This is a genomic window from Pseudomonas sp. BJa5 (assembly GCF_030272875.2).
Taxonomy (GTDB): Bacteria; Pseudomonadota; Gammaproteobacteria; order Pseudomonadales; family Pseudomonadaceae; genus Aquipseudomonas.
In genome coordinates this window covers 102,137-121,224 of sequence record NZ_JALRNG020000015.1, presented here as the reverse complement: position 1 = coordinate 121,224, position 19,088 = coordinate 102,137, and the positions used below count along the sequence as shown (strand labels likewise).

12 protein-coding genes are annotated in these 19,088 nt (G+C 63.7%); all 12 read right to left on the bottom strand.

Features of this window, described 5'->3' with window-relative positions; all coding sequences use genetic code 11:
* A partial coding sequence (locus tag M2D63_RS11345) for a type VI secretion system Vgr family protein (protein ID WP_285863003.1) occupies positions 1–821 on the bottom strand: 821 nt, incomplete at its 3' end.
* Between the two features lie 4 nt (positions 822–825).
* The gene (gene tssH, locus M2D63_RS11340; RefSeq protein WP_285863001.1) at positions 826–3,444 is read right to left on the bottom strand and encodes a type VI secretion system ATPase TssH; all 2,619 of its coding nucleotides are present in this window, start codon (positions 3,442–3,444) and stop codon (positions 826–828) included.
* Positions 3,445–3,525: 81 nt separating this feature from the next.
* Entirely contained in the window at positions 3,526–4,017 is a 492-nt protein-coding gene (locus tag M2D63_RS11335; protein ID WP_285863000.1) for an Hcp family type VI secretion system effector, read from the bottom strand.
* Between the two features lie 15 nt (positions 4,018–4,032).
* On the bottom strand, positions 4,033–5,760 hold the full coding sequence (locus tag M2D63_RS11330) for an OmpA family protein (protein WP_285862999.1): 1,728 nt from the start codon (positions 5,758–5,760) through the stop codon (positions 4,033–4,035).
* Between the two features lie 10 nt (positions 5,761–5,770).
* Entirely contained in the window at positions 5,771–6,454 is a 684-nt protein-coding gene (gene tssL, locus M2D63_RS11325) for a type VI secretion system protein TssL, short form (protein WP_285862998.1), read from the bottom strand.
* Positions 6,451–7,806: a type VI secretion system baseplate subunit TssK gene (tssK, locus tag M2D63_RS11320; protein ID WP_285862997.1), complete on the bottom strand. Its 1,356-nt coding sequence runs from the start codon at positions 7,804–7,806 to the stop codon at positions 6,451–6,453. Before tssK ends, tssL begins: the two co-directional genes overlap by 4 nt.
* Positions 7,807–7,830: 24 nt before the next feature.
* Entirely contained in the window at positions 7,831–9,369 is a 1,539-nt protein-coding gene (gene tssC, locus M2D63_RS11315; protein WP_285862996.1) for a type VI secretion system contractile sheath large subunit, read from the bottom strand.
* A 33-nt stretch (positions 9,370–9,402) separates the two neighbouring features.
* Positions 9,403–9,909, bottom strand: coding sequence for a type VI secretion system contractile sheath small subunit (gene tssB, locus M2D63_RS11310; protein WP_285862995.1), 507 nt, complete (start codon positions 9,907–9,909; stop codon positions 9,403–9,405).
* Positions 9,910–10,096: 187 nt separating this feature from the next.
* The gene (locus M2D63_RS11305; RefSeq protein WP_285862994.1) at positions 10,097–11,584 is read right to left on the bottom strand and encodes an efflux transporter outer membrane subunit; all 1,488 of its coding nucleotides are present in this window, start codon (positions 11,582–11,584) and stop codon (positions 10,097–10,099) included.
* Complete coding sequence (locus M2D63_RS11300) at positions 11,581–14,688, bottom strand: efflux RND transporter permease subunit (RefSeq protein WP_285862993.1); 3,108 nt, start codon at positions 14,686–14,688, stop codon at positions 11,581–11,583. Before M2D63_RS11300 ends, M2D63_RS11305 begins: the two co-directional genes overlap by 4 nt.
* Entirely contained in the window at positions 14,685–17,786 is a 3,102-nt protein-coding gene (locus tag M2D63_RS11295) for an MdtB/MuxB family multidrug efflux RND transporter permease subunit (protein ID WP_285862992.1), read from the bottom strand. The genes M2D63_RS11300 and M2D63_RS11295 overlap by 4 nt, the downstream gene beginning before the upstream one ends.
* A complete protein-coding gene (locus tag M2D63_RS11290; RefSeq protein WP_285862991.1) occupies positions 17,783–19,084 on the bottom strand; it encodes an MdtA/MuxA family multidrug efflux RND transporter periplasmic adaptor subunit in 1,302 nt (433 codons plus the stop codon). Before M2D63_RS11290 ends, M2D63_RS11295 begins: the two co-directional genes overlap by 4 nt.
* Between the last annotated feature and the right edge of the window lie 4 nt (positions 19,085–19,088).

Sequence of the window (19,088 nt, the reverse complement as noted above, 5' to 3'; positions counted from 1 at the left end):
GTGGTGAGCGCGCCGCGGGTGTGGTCGATTTCACCGTCGAGGTAGGCATGGGCCTGGCGGTGGTCGTAGGCGCGGATGTTGACCTGTTGCTCGACTACCTTGTGGCTGGCCTGCAGCTGCCAGACGGCATCCTGGTCGCCGCTGCTCAGGCCCGACGGCGACAGCAGCGGCAGTTCGAGGCCGAACTGGTAGTGGCGGGTGTCGTCGTGGAATTCGATCACTTCGATGTGCAGGCGGTCGTCGCTGCTGAAGCGGTACCAGATGCCGACCTCGGCCAGCAGCCGGCTGATGAAGGCCAGGTCGCTTTCACCGTACTGCATGACCTGTTCGCGCCGCGGGTATTCGCGGGCCAGGGTGAAGAGGAAATCTTCGCCGCGAAAGCCATGGCGCTCGCGCAGGACTTTTTCCACGATCTGCGGCACCGACTGGTCCTGGTAAATACGGTACTGCTGGCCGAGGCCGAGCCGGGCCAGGCGTGGTTGCAGGGTGACTTTGTAGCGGGCCTCGTCACGGGAGGCGGACAGGCGCTCGAAGGCGCTGATCACCCCGTAGCGGGTGCGCAGCGGCTTGATCTCGGGTTCGGGCAGGCCCAGGGACGGTAGCTGTTGCGGCCGCGGTTGCAAGCTGAAGCAGGCGCTGCGGCCGAGCAGTTGCTCGGCGGCCAGGTCCAGCTCGGGGCAGGTGAATTCGATCTGGTAGCGGTACGGCTGGCTCAGGTGCTCCTTGCCGTCGAAGGCCAGCACGTCGAGTGCGCTGTCGAGACGGGAGACCTGGAGGCGGTGACGGTTGTGGTCGAACAGCAGGTTGATCGCTTGCGCCATGTTGTCATGCCCCCCCGACCAAGGAGGGTGCATCGTCGAACTGCAGGGTGATGCCGTCCTGGTCGCTGTAGCCCACTATTACCCGGTGGGTTTTCTGCCGGACTGCCTGGCGCTGCAGCAGCTGCTGGCTCAGTACCGGCAGGATCTGCTGGTTGAGCAGGCTGTCGATATTGCGCGCTCCGCTATCGGGTAGCAGGCAAGCATCGACCAGCGCGTCCTCTAGTGGCGCGTCGATCTGACAATCAACGCCGTAATGGCGCCGCAACCGCGCTGTGACTTGAGCCAGTTTGATCGCCACGATGCGCTTGAGGGCTTCAACCGGCAGCGGGCGGTAGATCAAGGTCTGGAAACGTGCAAGCAACGCTGCCTGGAAATGCTCGCGCAGGATCGGCCGGAGCATTTCATGCAGGGTGCTGTCCGACGTTTCCGGCTGTTGTTGCAAACAGGCCTGCAGTTCATCACTGCCCAGGTTGGAGGTCATGAGGATGACGGTGTTGCGAAAGTCGATCTCGCGCCCTTCGCCATCGCGCATGAAGCCGCGATCGAACACCTGGTAGAACAGGTTGATGACGTCACGATGGGCCTTTTCCACCTCATCGAGCAGCACGACGCTGTAGGGGCGTTGGCGCACGGCTTCGGTCAGCACGCCGCCCTGCCCATAGCCGACATAGCCAGGCGGCGAACCTTTGAGCTGGCTGACGGTATGGGCTTCCTGATACTCGGAAAGATTGAGGGTGATCAGCGCCTGTTCCCCACCGAACAAGCAGTCAGCCAGGGCGTGCGCGGTTTCGGTCTTGCCCACGCCACTGCTGCCCACCAGCAGGAATACCCCCAGGGGGGCCTGCTCGTCGGTCAGGCCGGTCCTGGCGGCCCGCAGTCGCTGGGCCAGCGCGGTCAAGGCCGGCGCCTGGCCGATGACGCGACGGCCCAGGTGCTGTTCCAGTGCCAGCAAGTTGGCCTGTTCATCCTTGAGCAGGCTACCCAGTGGTACGCCGGTCCAGTCGGCCACCACTTCGGCGACGCATCGGGCATCGACATCGAGCGAGAGCAATGGCTGCTCACCCTGAACGACCTGCAACTGCTTTTGCAACTGTGCGCAGCGCTCGGCCTGGGTGGGTCCTGCCTGGCGTGCGTCGAGCAACTGGCGAGCCAGGTCAAGTTCCAGGTGGTACTGTTGCTCCAGTTCGTTTTGCCGGACCTTGAGATCCCCGATCTGCCCGGCGATCACCGCCAGGCGTTCAGGGGCGTTGCCTGCGCCCACTTGCGCGTCTTCTTCCACGGCCTGTTGCTCCAGGCTCAGGGCTGCCTGCCGAGCCTTCGAGCGGACCAGCTCCTGTGGTTCGCAATCCAGGCTCATGCGCACCCGTGCGCTGGCCGTGTCGAGCAGGTCGACAGCCTTGTCCGGCAGTTGCCGGCCAGTCAGGTAGCGCCGCGACAGGCTGACGGCCGCCTGCACCGCCGCATCCTGGATATGCACGCCATGGTGGCTGGCGTAGCGGGCCTTGAGGCCGCGCAGCATGATGCAGGCGCCGGTGTCGTCGGGCTCCTGCACCTTGACCATCTGGAAGCGCCGCTCCAACGCCGCGTCGCGTTCGAAGTACTGTTTGTATTCTCTCCAGGTGGTGGCGGCGATGGTGCGCAGTTCGCCACGGGCCAGGGCGGGTTTAAGCAGATTGGCAGCATCGGCGCCGCCGGCCTGGTTACCGGCGCCGATCAGGGTATGGGCTTCGTCGATAAACAGTAGAACCGGTGTCGGGGACTGCTGGACCGCCTCGATGACCTGCTTGAGGCGTTGTTCGAACTCGCCTTTGACGCCGGCTCCTGCCTGCAGGAGCCCCAGGTCAAGGGTACGTACGCTGACACCCTTTAGGGTGTCCGGCACATTTCCCTGGATAATTCGCAGGGCCAGCCCCTCGACCAGGGCGGTCTTACCGACCCCCGGTTCACCGACCAGGATCGGATTGTTCTTGCGCCGGCGACCGAGGATGTCGATTACCTGGCGGATTTCGTCGTCACGACCGAACACAGAGTCGATCTGCCCTGCCCCGGCCTTGGCGGTAATGTCGTGTGTGAACCGGTCCAATGATGCAGGCGCTGCTGGGCCTGGTTCGGCCACGTCCATGCACGGGGCAGGCGATTCCCGCACTTGGGGTCTTTCTTCCGAGGTCTGATCGAGCCATGGCTGCAATTGCCTGAGCTGGCTATCGCCGAGGCTGAGCAGCGGCCAGGCGTCCTGGCATGCGAGCAAGCCCGGATGTTCCAGCAATGCGCTTAGCAGGTGTACCGAACGCAATTGATCGCTGTGCTCATCCAGGGACGCGTGCAACCAGGCCTGGGTAATCAGTTGCTTGAGCTTGCCGCACAATTGCGGCCTGCCCTGCACGCTGCGAGGCAGGGCATCGAGGTGTACGAGTAAACCGTCCCACAGCCTGTTCATATCCCATTCGAAACGACGGGCGATAAGTGTCAGGTCGCCCTCGCCTTGCCCCAGCAACTTGAGTAGCCAGTGCTCGATGGTGACCTGGCCATGGGCGCGGCTTTGGCAGTGTGACGCCGCAGCGATCAGTGCCTGGGCACAATAGGGATTGAGGCGGCGAAGCAGGCGGGTAGAGTCCTGTACCATCGGAGGCGTCCTTGTGATGATTCCGGAAAGCGGAACTGTCCAGGGCCGGCAGACGAAAAACGATCTGCCGGCCCTTTTAAATCAAGCGCTCGGGCGCTCGGCCCAGGCATCCGAGTGGACGATGTTGCCGTCCTTGTAGGTCCAGATAATCTTTTCGTAACGCAGCTCGATATCCTCGAGGTGGTTGTGCTTCTCCTTGGTCGGGTCCTTGATGTCGTGCATTTTTGGTGCAACCTTCACGACCTTGACGTTTTCCAGCCGGGTGTTGAAGTACTCGACTTCCTGGCCCGCGTCGTCAATGCAGTACCACTTGAACTCCGCGCTTTTTAAGGTCTGGCCGGTACTCACCGCCTTATAGAGGTAGGGGCTGGCGGCATCGATTTCCTTGGTAAACAGGAACGGGGTGTGAATACGCGCGCCGGTCAGCTTGCCGGTGTTGTTGTCGGTGGGGATGTAAATGTCGTGGCTTTGGGCGACCACCTCGATACTGCCCACGCGATTCTGCACATTCACCGATCCTTTGATCTCCGCGCCGCCGTCATCTTGCAGCCACAGGTACAGGGGAATAGCCATTTGAAGCTCCTTTTCTCAGTAGTTGAATGCCGCCGAATGCGACAGGGGTTGCAGGTCCGCTTCCGCCGTGGAGGGCATGCACGCCCCCAGCGTCGGAACCAGACGTATCTCGACGCGCCGGTTGGCAGCGCGACCGGCTTCGCTGTCATTGCTGGCGACCGGCTGGCTGGCTCCGACCCCCTGGACAGCAAAACAGCTGTCCGGGATGTCGCCCATTTGCCGCATCCAGTCATGCACCGCGGCAGCCCGGGCACGGGACAGGCGCAGGTTCTGTTCGGCGCTGCCCGTGGCATCGGTATGCCCGGTGATCACCACCAGCCAGCCTGGCTGGATCTTGATGTCGACTAACGCATTGACCAGAACTTTGGTTGAGCCCGGCTTGAGCTGTGCACTGCCCGACCCGAACAAGGAGAGGCTGTCCAGGCGCAAAGGCTCAGGTGCGCTGGCCGGGACTGCCTCTGGCTCGCGGTAACCGGCAATCGCAGCCTGTAGCAGATGGCGCAACCGCTCGCCGTGATACAGACCCAGGCCAAGCGACCAGGGCACGCCATGTCGGTAGTAGCTATCCAGGCGCAAGGCGTCCTGGCGGAGCACGGCCATGGCTTCCTCGCGCCGGGCGGACGCTGCCTGCCCCGGATGTTCCAGCAGCGCGCTGTAGCGGCGAAGGTCATCGGTGACCTGACGTATCAGTAACGTGTTCTGCCAGGCCGAACTGGCCAGGGCGACCATACCCGCCAGCACGAACAACCAGAGCCCGATGACTGTCACGCGTTGAGCCCGCGAAGGCGGTGCGGATACCGGAAGCAAGTCAAGCAAGGCATCCGGAAAAGGCAGCGACAGTGCGCTGTCAGCTGTACCCTGCCCTCCTTCGATCAAGCCGGTCCTGCACTGCAGCCATTGCTGCCAAAGATTGCCCTTGGCCTTGCCGGGCAGTTCCGGCACCAGCGAAATGGCACAAGCCTCCACGAAACTGGTCGCAGGCCCATGCTCACGAGGCGCGAGGTGTGCAAGAACGGCTTCATCCAGCCACGCCCCGGCACTGTTCAGCCTCACGCAAGCCTGAATGCGCGCGGACTGCGCCTGGGCGTCAGGGGCCTGGCGTTGCCAGTCGAGCAGGCTTAGACGCTCACCCGCTTCACGTACCTGGGGAACGGCTTGCTCCGCTTCCCAACTGAACCAGGGGCCCGCTCCCCGGGACGCTTCCAGGTAGCTCACCAGCAAAAGTGGCAAGGGCATGCCGCGCTTACGTTGTCGCTCCAACTGACAACGGAACGCCCGCACATTGCCGACCAACACACCACGGTCGGTGTGCTCGCCCGGGTTGACGACGAACATGACCCCCAATTGCCCGCACCACTCAGGTCGCCAGGCTTCGAGGCAATTGACCAGTGGCACCAGTTGCTCCAGGTTGCTGACCCGCACATAACAGCCCTGCCCCGTAGTCCGCAGGGCCAGTGACTCGTCCGGCACCTTGCCAAACAGAGCGGCCAGTCCGTCACCACAGACCAGTACCACTGGCTTTCGGTAGCTTGCCAGCGGCCAGCGTGCACCGTCGGCCAGTGCCGGCGCCTCGCCCTGAGACGCGCCGATTCGCCCTGCCCAACGCCAGGCCAGAGCAACAGCACACACCAGGATCAGTGCGACGGCTACGCGCACCCCGACAGCAAGCGGGAAGACCATCACCAACGCCAGGGCAAGCGCGCCCGCCCACAGCCAGAGCGCTCGTGTCAGCTTGAGTGTCATCTGCACGTCCTCACACCTGTCCGAGCAGGTACGCGAAGATCAACTTGCCGAGCATCGCGTCCAGTCCCCACCAACCACCTGCAAGCAGCAAGGCTGCTGCCAGGGCGTGTGCCCATGGAGAACGCAATCCGCGCAGATTGCCCGTTGGCAGACCGGGGCCCGCCAGGGCGACTGGTACCGGGCCGGTGCTCAACGGAGCGACCTGCGCATTGAGCGCAGTCAGCAGCTGTGCGCGCTCGGGGTCGTTGATGTCGCGATAGCGGCCCTGAAAGCCAAGGGCCAGCACCCGCTGGAAGGCGGTGAGGACCTGAAGGTCCGGTGCAGGCTCGCGCAGCACTTCACGCATGTCTTCGTAGAGGGATTCCCCGGCCTGATGATGGCTGAAGAATTTCGCCTGCAGCGGCTCGCTTGCCCAGCCGTCGTGGGCCACGCCCTTGGCACAGCCAAGCATGACCTCGTCGAGCAAGGCGCATTGGGCATGACTGATGTGATCGATGCTGCGTTGACTGACCCCAGCCGCGGCAAGCTGCTCGCGTACCCGCTCGACCTGCCTGGCACTGCGCTGTTGCAGTTCCAGACTGTTCTGCGCCGACGCGCCATGGCGCAGCTCGACAACCAGCAGGTAGCTGTCTTGCAGCAAGGCATCGACGTCCACTGCCACTGTGGACGGTGTACCTGTCGTTATCGGGTTCATGTGCGCAGCACCGCGAACAGCTCGAGCTTGACCTCGGCCAGTGTGGCGGGAACGTAGAACGCGCACACGCCCTCGGCCAGCATCGCGCGGCCCTTTGCATGAGCAAGGTCAAGGGCGAAGTACTGGTTTTCCAGGCGCAATGGAATGGCAGCAGGCACATGACTGAGCGGCTGCAAGGGCACACCGTCGAGCGCGGCATTGACCAGTTGGTCGACCTCATCCGGTGTACCGACCTTGCACAAGCGCGGAAATTGGCTCTGGACCTGGACGGCGGGCAGACGGCAACGCACCGACAGGTAGAAATCGACACCTTCGTGTTCTCGCAGCCGCGCGTCGTTGAGGCTGACCTTCCAGCGATTGGCGCCCTGCTCCTCCAGGGCCAGGGCAATGACCCGCGACGGCAGGCTGGCCTCCAGCAACGTGGACAGCAGGCGTATCAACGGCGCAAAGACACTTTCCAGCTGTTCGTGCCGGTAGGCCGGAAGCTGCTCGATGTCATGCTCCAGCGAGAACGTCAGCAAACTGCCCGCCAGCTTCGTCAGTTCCAGGTAAAGCTGTTCCGGGTGCCGCGCCGGATGTGCAAGGAAATCCGCCAGTACCGGCTCATAGGTATTCAAGGCGTTGAGCAGCCAGAACAGAGAAACGTCCGCCACGGCGAAATCCGCCATGCGCTGGTTGCTCTCGCGGCGCATGCCCATCAAGCGCTGGCGTTTGGCCGATAACTGGGTCTGCAGGTTATGCAGCTGTGCCTGCAGTCCGGGATGAGCCGCAACGCTGAGCAACGGCGGCACATGATCAGGGTCGAGGCACCAGCCTCCTTGGCTGTCGCGTACCAGGCGCACGACGGGACAGGTCAGGTAGTCAGCATTGTCGTCGCTCTCAAGGCGCAGGGTCAGCGAGTGCTCAAGTACACCCATCGACTCGACTTCGTCGGCGAAGACATCCTGAACGTCGCGCCAGGCCTGGCGATAGCGCATCGGTCGATCGTTTCTGCTCCCCTCGAACAGGCAGTTGTTGCCATTGGCCTGCTCCATCGGCAGCGAAAGCACCACCGTCAGGTGCAAGTTGTCATCGGTCGATAGTCGGGAGATTTCTAGCGCTGGCGGTAACGGGTCCGCATGATCGGTATCGATCAGCGTGCCGTCGGGCATGCGCAGGCACAGACGGGTGGCCTTGAGCTTACCCAGGCGCAGGGCCTCCAGGTCGAATGACGCTGCCTGCACGCCCCAAGGGTGCACCAGTGACAACCTGGCAACGCATTCGTTGGTCCAGGCCTCCCAGCGTGCCTGTTGCTGAAATTGTTGCGGGGACAGCATAGCCCCCGCGACCCATAGGGGGCGGTCGATTTTCATGGTGAGGGTTCCTTGTCGATTGACTCAGGCTTTCGCCTTGGGCATCTGCGAAACCAGCGACAGGTTCACGTCCATGCCTTCTACCTGGAAGTGCGGCACGGCATACAACCTGACACGGAAGAACCCTGGGTTGTCCTCGATGTCCTCGACGGTCACCTTGGCGTCGCGCAACGGGTGTGAGGCCTGAAGGTCGTCACTGGGATCGGTCATCTGCGTCACCAGGCCACCGACCCATTTGTTCAGCTCCAGCTCGAGCAGGCGTCGATCCTTGGTGGTACCTATGTTTTCCCGCTGGATGAGCTTCAGGTAATGGGCGATGCGTGACAGCAGGAAAATGTACGGCAGGCGCGAATTGATGCGACTGTTGGCCGTTGCATCCGCCGTGTCGTACAGGGCGGGCTTCTGGGCAGAGTTGGCGGAGAAAAAACAGCCGTAGTCGCGGTTCTTGTAGTACGACAGCGGGATGAATCCGAGGTTGGCAAACTCGAACTCGCGTGTCTCCGGAATCATGACTTCCGACGGGATCTTCACCTGGTTGCCGGTACCCAGGTCGTACAGGTGGATCGGCAGGTCAGTCACCGCGCCACCTGACTGTGGACCACGGATCTGTACGCACCAGCCGTTGCGGATGAAGCTCTTGACCATGTTCGCCGCGAAGGCGAACGAAGCATTGGTCCAGAGGTACTTGTCGTGATCCGGGCCCTTGACACTCTCGATGTAGTTGAAGCTACGCACCGGAACGGTGTCGGGCCCATAGGGCAATCGCCCCAGCACGCGCGGCATGGTCAGGCCGATGTAGCGGGCATCGTCGCTGTCGCGAAACGCCTTCCACTTGATGTACTCCGCCCGATCGAAGTAGTTGCCGATGTCCTTGATGGCGGCCACTTGCTCCATGGTCTGCTTGCCGAAAAATGCCGGCCCCACCGCACCGATGAAGGGCATGTGCGCTGCCGCCGAGACCTTGGAGATATTGCCCAACAAGGCGACATCCTGCGGGCTGCTGTCAAAATCGTAATTGGAAATGGCTGCCGCTATCGGTTCGCCACCCGGCGTATCGTACTCATGGGTGTAGGTATGCAGGTACAACCCGCTTTGTGCGACTTCCGGCGCATCATCAAAATCCTGCACCAGGTCGTGCTTGCTGATATCGAGCAACTCGATACGGACATTCTTGCGAAAGTCGGTCTGGTCGATCAGCGATTTCACCCCACGCCAGGTCGACTCGACACGCTGAAATTCGGGATGGTGCATGACCGCGTCGAGCTGGCGGCTGATTTGCGCATCCAGCGAGGCGATGTGCATGTCCAGCAATGCCCTGTCGAGGCGTTCTACTTTGCGTGCAGATTGATTGAGCAAATCAAGGAACACACTGACAGAAGCGGTTACACGCTTGTCAGCCGAAGCTTCGGACAACGCCTCTTCGTTCTGGAATATATCAATACCCCCAAGCGCTTCAATGGGGTTCAGGTTGATCTTTTCAAACAGCGCGGCATAGACACTCTGGTTAGTTTCAGGCTGCACCGAGGCGCCACGAGAGGCTGTGGAGGATTGCTCTACGGACATAAGTAAACTTCCTGTAATTAAAACCTGGAGGCGTTAATGATTGACTTGGTGACCACCCAGGGCCGCCAGTTCATCACGCAACTCATTACTCAGCGCCTCGTCCTTGAGGATTCGCTCCAGTTCATGGCGGAAAGTGGCGTTGTCCAACAGGTTGGACTTCAGGTCGCGCAACAGGTTGCGCATGGCCAGCAGCGCTCGAAGCTGCGGGATCTGGCGGGCAACCTGCTCCGGCTCGAAGTCTTTCATGTGCTGGAAGTTCAACTCGACCGTCGTATCGGTGCCTTCATTGGCCAGTGTATTTTGCACCGCCAGTTTCAGGCCAGGTGAGTACTCCGCCAGTACGCTGTCGAAATTAAGTTTATTGATGCCTGTCTTGCTTCTTTCAGACAATGGACGCTGTTCTTTACCGTTGCTGTAGTCCCCCATCAGCATCAGCCTGAGCGGAAGCTCGACGTCTTTCCGGGCACCGCCGGTATGCAGGTCTAATTTTATATTGACCCGTGCCTTTGGCACTTCATTTTGAAAACTGCTGGAAGCCATAACCCCCCCGAATATGCCTCAATTGGAAGTGACGTTCACATCTGCATACGATGCGAACGCCGTCCTTACAACTTTGGGACTTATCGAGGAAGTATTCCACCCCACAAAACACGATAAAGAAACGTCCTACATACTTACCGGAAATGCCCGTGTAATTTATGTACTGATATTTCTACGTTGCGCCATCTCAACGCCCGTCAGCAAACGCCCCCTGCGCATCCCACCCGCCCCCCAACGCCGCAATCAACTGCACACTGGCCACCAGCCGCCCCTGCAACAGGTTCAGCACGCTACGCTCGTTGCTCAGTGCGGTGGTCTGCACGTTGACCACATCCAGGTAGGCAATCAGCCCGGCCTTGTACTGGTTGTTGGTCAGGCGCAGGGATTCGCGGGCGGCGTCCAGGGCTTCGCTACGGATGCGCGCCTCGTCTTCGTAGACCTTGAGCTGCACCAGGTAGTTTTCCACTTCCTTGAAACCGTCGAGCACGGTCTGGCGGTACACGGCCACGGTCTGGTCATAGACCGCCTCGCTGCGATCGACCTCGGCGGCGCGCTGGCCGAAGTCGAGCAGGGTCATGGCCAGTTGCGGGCCCACCGACCAGAAGCGGTTGGGCACGCTGATCCAGTCGCTGAAGCTGCTACTGCTGTAGCCGCCATTCATGCTCAGGGTCAGGTCCGGGAAGTAGGCGGCCCTGGCCACGCCGATGCTGGCATTGGCCGACATCACATTGCGTTCGGCCGAGGCGATGTCCGGGCGACGTTCGAGCAACTGCGATGGCAGCGCCACCGGGACGTCCGGCAACGCCGGGATGTCCTGGCTGTCGGCCAGGGCGAAGTCGGCCGGGGCCTTGCCCAGCAACACGGCGATGGCATTTTCCAGCTGGGCGCGCTGCCAGACCAGGTCGACCAGGTCGGCCTGGGTGGTTTTCAGCTGGGTCTGCGCCTGGGCCACCGCATCCTTGCCCGAGACGCCGGCACGGTACTGGTTTTCGGTCATGGTCAGCGAGCGCTGGTAGGCTTCGACCGTGGCTTCGAGCAGGCGTTTCTGTTCGTCCATTACCCGCAGTTGCAGGTAGTTCTGTACCAGTTCCGACTGCAGGCTCAGGCGAATCGCGGCCATGTCGGCGAGGCTCGCCTGGGCGCTGGCCTCGTTGGCGGCCAGGCCGTCGCGCAGCTTGCCCCAGAGGTCGGCTTCCCAGCTCACGCCCAGGGTGGTGTTGTAGGTGTTGCGAATGCCGCTGCTGTTGTTGCTCAGGCTGGAGCTGGAGCTGCCGGTGCCCTGGCTGGAGCGGGTCTTGCCGGCGCTCAGGTCGAGGGTGGGGAACAACGCGCCCCGGGCACTGCGCACCAGGGCCTGGGCCTGGCGGTACTGGGCTTCGTACTGGGCGACGGTCTGGTTGCCGGCATTGAGCTGCTCGACCAGGCTGTTGAGCCGGGCGTCGCCATACAGTTCCCACCAGGCACCTCGCTCCAGGGCATCGGAGGGGTTGGCCTGGGTCCAGCCGGCAGCATGCTTGAACTGCGCCGGGGTCGGGCTGTCGGGGCGTTGGTAGTCCGGGCTCAGGGTGCAGGCCGTGAGCAGCGCCAGGCACAGGCTGGAGGCCAGCAGGCGCGAGCCACGGGTGCCCGGCAGTTGCTGCAGCAAGCGGTTGGAGAGAAGCGGACGTCGGGTCATAGCGGGGTTTCCAAAGCAGCGTCGGTACGCACGCCGCGCCAGCGGTTGAAGCGGTGGCGCAGGCGGTCCAGATAGAGGTAGACCACCGGGGTGGTGAACAGCGTGAGGACCTGGCTGAACACCAGACCGCCAATGATGGTCAGGCCCAGCGGCTGGCGCATCTCGGCGCCTTCGGCCTGGCCCAGCAGCAACGGCAGCGCGCCGAGGATGGCGGCCATGGTGGTCATCAGGATCGGCCGCAGGCGCAGCAGGCAGGCGCGACGGATCGAGGCTTCCGGGCTCAGGCTTTCATGGCGCTCCAGTTGCAGGGCCAGGTCGATCATCAGGATGGCGTTCTTCTTCACCACACCGATCAGCAGGAACAGGCCCAGCAGGGAGATCAGGCTGAACTCGCTGCCGACCACGTAGAGCGTGAGCAAGGCCCCTACCCCGGCCGATGGCAAGGTGGAGAGGATGGTCAGCGGGTGGATGTAGCTCTCGTAGAGGATACCCAGCACCAGGTACACCGCCAGCAAGGCGCCGAGGATCATCCACGGCTGGCCCTGCTGGCTCTTGGTGAAGGCATCACCAGTACCACCGAGCCTGGCGATCACCGACTCGGGCAGGCCGACCTTGGCCACGGCCCGCTCCACGGCGGTCATGGCCTGGTCCTGGCTGTAGCCTTCGGCGACGTCGAAGTTGATGTTCTGGGCGGCGAACTGGCCTTCGTGGCTGACGCGGTCGTCGGCCAGGCTGTTCTCATAGTGGGCGAAGGTGGCCAGCGGCACCCGCACGCCATCGGCGGTGATCACCTGGACCTGCTCCAGGGTACGCGGGTCCTGGGCGTACCTGGGGTTGATCTCCATCACCACCTGGTACTGGTTCAGGCTGTCATAGATGGTCGAGATCTGCCGCTGGCTGTAGGCGTTGTTCAGCACCGCGGTGACCATGCTCATGTCGATGCCCAGGCGCTTGGCCTGTTCGCGGTCGACCACCAGGGTGATCTGCTGGGTGCCGCCGCCGTCGCGGGCGTCGATGGCGGTCAGCTCCGGCAAGGCCTTGAAGGCGGCGACCACCTTCGGGTACCACTCGCGCAATGCCGACAGATCGCTGCTCTGCAAGGTGTAGAGGAACTGCGAGGTGCTCTGCTCGCGGCCGCCCCCGAACTGCAGGTCCTGGTCGGCCATCAGGAACAGCCGCCCGCCCGGCACCTTGGGCATTTCCTTGCGCAAGCGGTCGATGATCTTCTGCGCCGACTGTTTGCGCTCGCTGATGGGCTTGAGCTTGACCAGCACCATGGCGTTGTTGGTGCCGTTGTTGCCGCCGATGAAACCGGCGACGCTCTCCACTGCCGGGTCCTTGAGCAAGGCACGGCGGTAGATTTCCATCTTCGGCTGCATGACCTGGAACGACAGGCCGTCGTCGCCGCGAACAAAGCCGATCAACTGGCCGGTGTCCTGCTGCGGCAGGAAGGTCTTGGGCACCACCACGTAGAGGGCGATGTTGACCGCAATGGTCACCAACAGGCTTGCCAGGGTCAGGCGCCGGTGGCGCATCACCCAGTCCAGGCTGCGTCCGTAACTGGCCATCATGCGCTCATTGAGGCGTTCGCTCCAGCGTTGCAGGGCGGTCTGCCGGCCTGGCGTGTGTGGCTTGAGCCAGCGCGCGCAGAGCATCGGCGTGAGGGTCAGGGACACCAGCAGGGACACCACGATCGCCGCCGCCAGGGTGATGGAAAACTCACGGAACAACGAGGTGACGATACCGCCCATGAACAGGATGGAAACGAACACCGCCACCAGCGATACGTTCATCGACAACAGGGTAAAGCCGACTTCCTTGGCACCCAGGTAGGCGGCGCGCATCGGCGCCACGCCTTCATCGATGTGCCGGGAGATGTTCTCCAGCACCACGATGGCATCGTCCACCACCAGGCCGGTGGCAAGGATCAGCGCCATCAGCGACAGGTTGTTCAGGGAAAAGCCGCACAGGTACATCACCGCGAAGGTGCCCACCAGCGACACTGGCACCGCCAGGGTCGGGATCAGCGAGGCACGCAGGTTGCCCAGGAACAGGAACACCACCAGGATCACCAGGGCCACGGCGATCAGCAGGGTGTGCTCGGCTTCCTTGAGGGTGGCGGTGATCACCGGCGAGCGGTCCATGGCCACATCGAGCTGGACACTGGCAGGCATCAGCGATTCGAGCACGGGCAGCTGTTCCTTGATCTTGGCCACCGTCTCGATGATGTTGGCCCCGGTCTGGCGGTTGATCACCAGCAGCACGGCATCCTGGTCATTGAAAAAGCCGCTGTTGTAGCGGTTCTCCACCGCGTCGCTGACCTTGGCCACATGGCTCAGGCGCAGCACCGCGCCGTCCTGGTAACGGATCACCAGCGGCTCGTAGTCCTTGGCCTTTTCCAGCTGGTCGTTGGCCTGCACCTGCCAGTTGCGCTGGCCGTCTTCGATAAAGCCCTTGGGCCGGCGCTGGTTGGCGTTGGCGATGGTCTGGCGCACGTCGTCCAGGGCCACGCCGTACTGGTTGAGCAGTTGCGGCTCCAGCTCGATACGCACCGCCGGCAGCGAACTGCCGCCGATCTGCACCTCCCCTACTCCCGGCACCTGGGACAGGCTCTGGGACAGGATGGTCGAGGCCAGGTCGTACAGCTGGCCCTTTTGCAGCACATTGGAGGTCAGGGCCAGGACCATGATCGGTGCCTGGGCCGGGTTGATCTTCTTGTAGGTCGGCATGCTGCGCATGCCGCTGGGCAGCAGGTTGCGCGAGGCGTTGATGGCGGCCTGTACTTCGCGGGCGGCGGCGTCGACGTCGCGGTCCTGGTCGAAGGCCAGTACCACCCGGGTCGAGCCCTGGCTGGAGTTGCTGGTCAAGGTGGTGACCCCGGCGATGGCGCCCATGGAACGTTCCAGGGGCGTCGCCACGGTGGAGGCCATGACCTCGGGACTGGCCCCCGGCAGGTTGGCCTGGACCACGATCACCGGGAAATCCATCTGCGGCAGCGGCGCCACCGGCAGCAGGCCGAAGCTGACGCCGCCGAGCAGCATGATCGCCAGGCTCAGCAGCATGGTCGCCACCGGGCGCCGGATGAAGGGTGCTGACAGGTTCATGGCTTGGCCTGCACCACGGCGTCAGGCTGACGGCGCCAACGTCGCGCCAGGCGATCGAAGTACAAATAGATGACAGGCGTGGTGAACAGCGTCAGCACCTGGCTGACCAGCAAGCCGCCGACCATCACCAGGCCCAGGGGCTGGCGCAGCTCGGCGCCGGAGCCGGTGGCGAGCATCAGCGGGATGGCACCGAACAGCGCCGCCAGGGTGGTCATCAGGATCGGCCGGAAACGCAGCAGCGCCGCCTGGTAGATCGCCGCCTGCGGGTCCATGCCCTGGTTGCGCTCGGCCTCCAGGGCGAAGTCGATCATCATGATCGCGTTCTTCTTGACGATACCGATCAGCAGGATGATGCCGATGATGGCGATCATGCCCAGGTCGTTGCCGGAGAGGATCAGCGCCAGCAAGGCGCCCACCGCCGCCGACGGCAGGGTCGAGAGGATGGTCACCGGGTGGATGTAGCTCTCGTAGAGCACGCCCAGGACGATGTACATGGTCACCACCGCCGCCAGGATCAGCAGCAAGGTGCTCGACAGCGAAGCCTGGAAGGCTTCGGCCGCGCCCTGGAAGCGGGTCTGCACGCCCACCGGCATGCCGATCTCCTGCTGCACCTGCTCGATGGCCTTGACCGCGTCGCCCAGGGCCACGCCCTGGCCGAGGTTGAACGACATCATCACCGCCGGGAACTGGCCGATATGGGCAATGGCCAGTTGCGCCTGGCGCTGTTCGATGCGTGCCAGGCTCGACAGGCGCACCTGCCCGCCATCGACGGCCTTGACGTGGATCTGCTCCAGCACCTGCGGCCCGAGGCTGGTCGCCGCCTCGGCCTGCAGCACCACCCTGTACTGGCTGGCCTGGGTGTAGATGGTGGAGATCTGCCGCTGGCCGAAGGCGTCGTACAGCGCGTTGGTGATGTCGGCAACATTGATGCCCAGGCGGCTGGCGGCGTCACGGTCGATCACCAGGTACACCTGCAGGCCCTTGTCCTGCAGGTCGCTGGCAACGTCGGTGAGTTCAGGGCGCTGCTGCAGGGCGTCGACCAGCTTGCCGCTCCACTGCGCCAGCAGCTCGGCGTCGGGGGACGACAGGCTGAACTGGTACTGGGTACGGCTGACCCGGTCTTCGATGCTCAGGTCCTGCACCGGCTGCATGAACAGGCGAATGCCCACCAGTCTGTCGAGCTGCGGCTGCAAGCGGGTGATCACCTCGGCGGCGGTGACGTCGCGCTCGCCGTGGGGCTTGAGGTTGATCAGCAGGCGCCCGCTATTGAGGGTGGCGTTGTCGCCATCGACGCCGATGTAGGACGACAGGCTCTGCACCGCCGGGTCCTTGAGGATCACCGCACTCAGCTCCTGCTGGCGCTGGCTCATGGCGGTAAAGGAGATCGACTGCGGGGCTTCGGAAATACCCTGGATGACACCGGTGTCCTGCTGCGGGAAAAAGCCCTTGGGCACCATCAGGTAAAGCACCACGGTGAGCCCGAGGGTGGCCACCGCCACCAGCAGGGTCAGCGGCTGATGGCGCAGCACCCAGGTCAGGCCACGGCCATAGTGCTCGATCATCCAGTCGATGAACGCTCCGCTGGCCCGGTAGAAGCGCCCCTGCTCCTCTTCCTTGGGCTCGCGCTTGAGCAGGCGGGCGCACATCATCGGCGTCAGGGTCAGGGACACCACCAGGGAAATCAGGATGGCCACCGCCAGGGTGATGGCGAACTCGCGGAACAGGCGGCCGACCACGTCGGCCATGAACAGCAGCGGGATCAGTACCGCGATCAGCGAGAAGGTCAGCGACACCAGGGTGAACCCGATCTGCCGGGCGCCCTTGAGCGCCGCCTGCATCGGTGTCTCGCCCTCCTCGATATGCCGGGAAATGTTCTCCAGCATGACGATGGCGTCGTCCACCACGAAGCCGGTGGCGATGGTCAGGGCCATCAGCGTCAGGTTATTGATCGAGAAGCCGGCCAGGTACATCACCGCAAAGGTGCCGATCAGCGACAGCGGTACCGCCACCGAAGGAATAATGGTGGCACTCAGGCGACGCAGGAACAGGAAGGTGACCATGACCACCAGGGCGATGGCCAGCAGCAACTCGTGGCGTACGTCCTTGACCGAGGCGCGGATGGTCTGGGTGCGGTCGGTGAGCACCATCACGTCCAGGCCGGCCGGCAGGTTGTCGGTGATGGTCGGCAGCATGGCCTTGATCCGGTCGACCACCTCGATGACGTTGGCCCCGGGCTGGCGCTGAATGTTCAGCAGCACCGCCTGGTTCTGGTTGGCCCAGGCTGCCAGGCGTTCGTTCTCGGCGCCGTCGACGATCTCGGCGACGTCCTTCAGGCGCAGCGGCGCGCCGTTGTTGTAGGCCAGGATCAGGTTGGCGTATTCCTCGGGGGAGCGCAACTGGTCGTTGGCGTCGAGCATCGACACCCGGGTCGGGCCGTCGAAGTTGCCCTTGGGCTGGTTGACGTTGGAGGCACCGATCAGAGTGCGCACGTCGGCCAGGTTCAGGCCCGCCGAGGCCAGGGCGTCGGGGTTGACCTTGATCCGCACCGCCTGGCGCTGGCCGCCGGCGATGCTGACCATGCCCACGCCGCTGATCTGGGCGATCTTCTGCGCCACCCGGGTGTCGACCAGGTCGTTGAGCTTGGGCAGCAGCATGGTCCTGGAGGTGATGGCCAGGGTCAGCACCGGGGTGTCGGCCGGGTTGACCTTGTTATACACCGGCGGTGCCGGCAGGTCGCTCGGCAGCAGGTTGGTGGCAGCGTTGATCGCCGCCTGCACCTGTTGCTCGGCGACGTCCATGTTCATGTCCAGGCTGAAGCGCAGGGTCAGCACCGAGGCGCCACCGGAACTGGTGGAGGCCATCTGGGTCAGCCCCGGCATCTGCCCGAACTGACGCTCAAGGGGGGCGGTGACCGCGCTGGTCATCACCTGGGGGCTGGCGCCCGGGTACAGGGTCATGACCCGGATGGTCGGGTAATCAACCTGGGGTAATGCCGCCACCGGCAGCAGTTTGTAGGCGATCAGGCCAGCCAGGACGATGGCCAGCATGCTCAGGGTGGTCGCCACCGGGCGCAGGATGAACAGCCGCGAAAGGTTCATGCGCCGGCCTTGCCGTGCTTGCGCTGCTTGTCCGCGTCCGCGGAAGCGTCTTGCTCGCCCTGGCCCTGCAGGTGCTGGCCGGGGCTGGCAGGCACCTCGGAGCTGTCGTTGACCACTTCCACGTCGCTGCCGTCACGCAGGCGGTCGGTGCCCTCGAGCACCACCCGCTCGCCCTTGGCCAGGCCTTCGAGGACCACCGTGTTGTCGCCGTCACTGGCACCGACCTTGAGCGCACGGATACGCACCTTCTTGTCCCCTTCGAGCACATAGACGAAGGTGCCATCGGTGCCGAACTGGATCGCCGCCGAAGGGGCCAGCACCACGTTCTTCAGGGTATCGGCGAGCAGGCGCACATTGACGAACTGGTTGGGGAACAGCGCTTCGTCCTGGTTCTCGAAGCGCGCCTTGAACTTGAGGGTGCCGGTGGTGGTGTCGATCTGGTTGTCCAGGCTGCGCAGCACGCCGACCGCCTGCTGCTTGACGTCGCCACGGTCCCAGGCTTCCACCGGCAGGTTGGCGCCGCTGCGGTAGCGCGCCAGCACGGTACCCAGCTCCGACTCGGGCAAGGTGAAGGCCACGGTGATCGGCTGGGTCTGGGTGATCACCACCAGGGCGGTGGTGTCGTTGGCCGCCACCAGGTTGCCGACGTCCAGCTGACGCAGGCCCAGGCGGCCGGAAATCGGCGCGCGGATGCGGGCGAAGTCCAGGTTCAGCTTGGCATCGCCAACCGCGGCCTGGTTGGTCTTGATCGTGCCCTGGTACTGGCCGACCAGCGCCACCTGGGTGTCGAGGGTCTGCTTGGCGATGCTGTCTTCGGCGTACAGGCCTTTATAGCGCGCCAGGTCGATCTGGGCGTTCTTCAATTGCGCCTGGTTCTGCGCCAGGGTGCCTTCGGCCTGTTGCAGGGCGATCTGGTAGCTGCGCGGGTCGATCTCGGCAAGCAGGTCGCCGGCCTTGACCTTCTGCCCTTCCTGGAAATTGACCTTGACCAGCTCACCGGCGACCCGGCTGCGCACGTTGACAGTGTTGGTCGCGGTGACCGTACCCAGGGCCTTGAGGTAGACCGGGAAGTCACCGACGGTGGCTGGCGCCACCCGCACCGGTACGGGCCCGGCAAAGGCGCCGAACCCCGGCCGCCCGCCCTTGCCGCCTGGTCCGCCCAGCCCGCCCGCCGGCTTGTTGGCTGCAGGTGCAGGCCACAGCCACCAGCACAGGCCGGCGACCAGCAGCAGGATCAGCAGGCCGACAAGCCAGCGACGAGGGGAACGGGAACGAGAAAGCATCGGTTGATCGACCATTGTG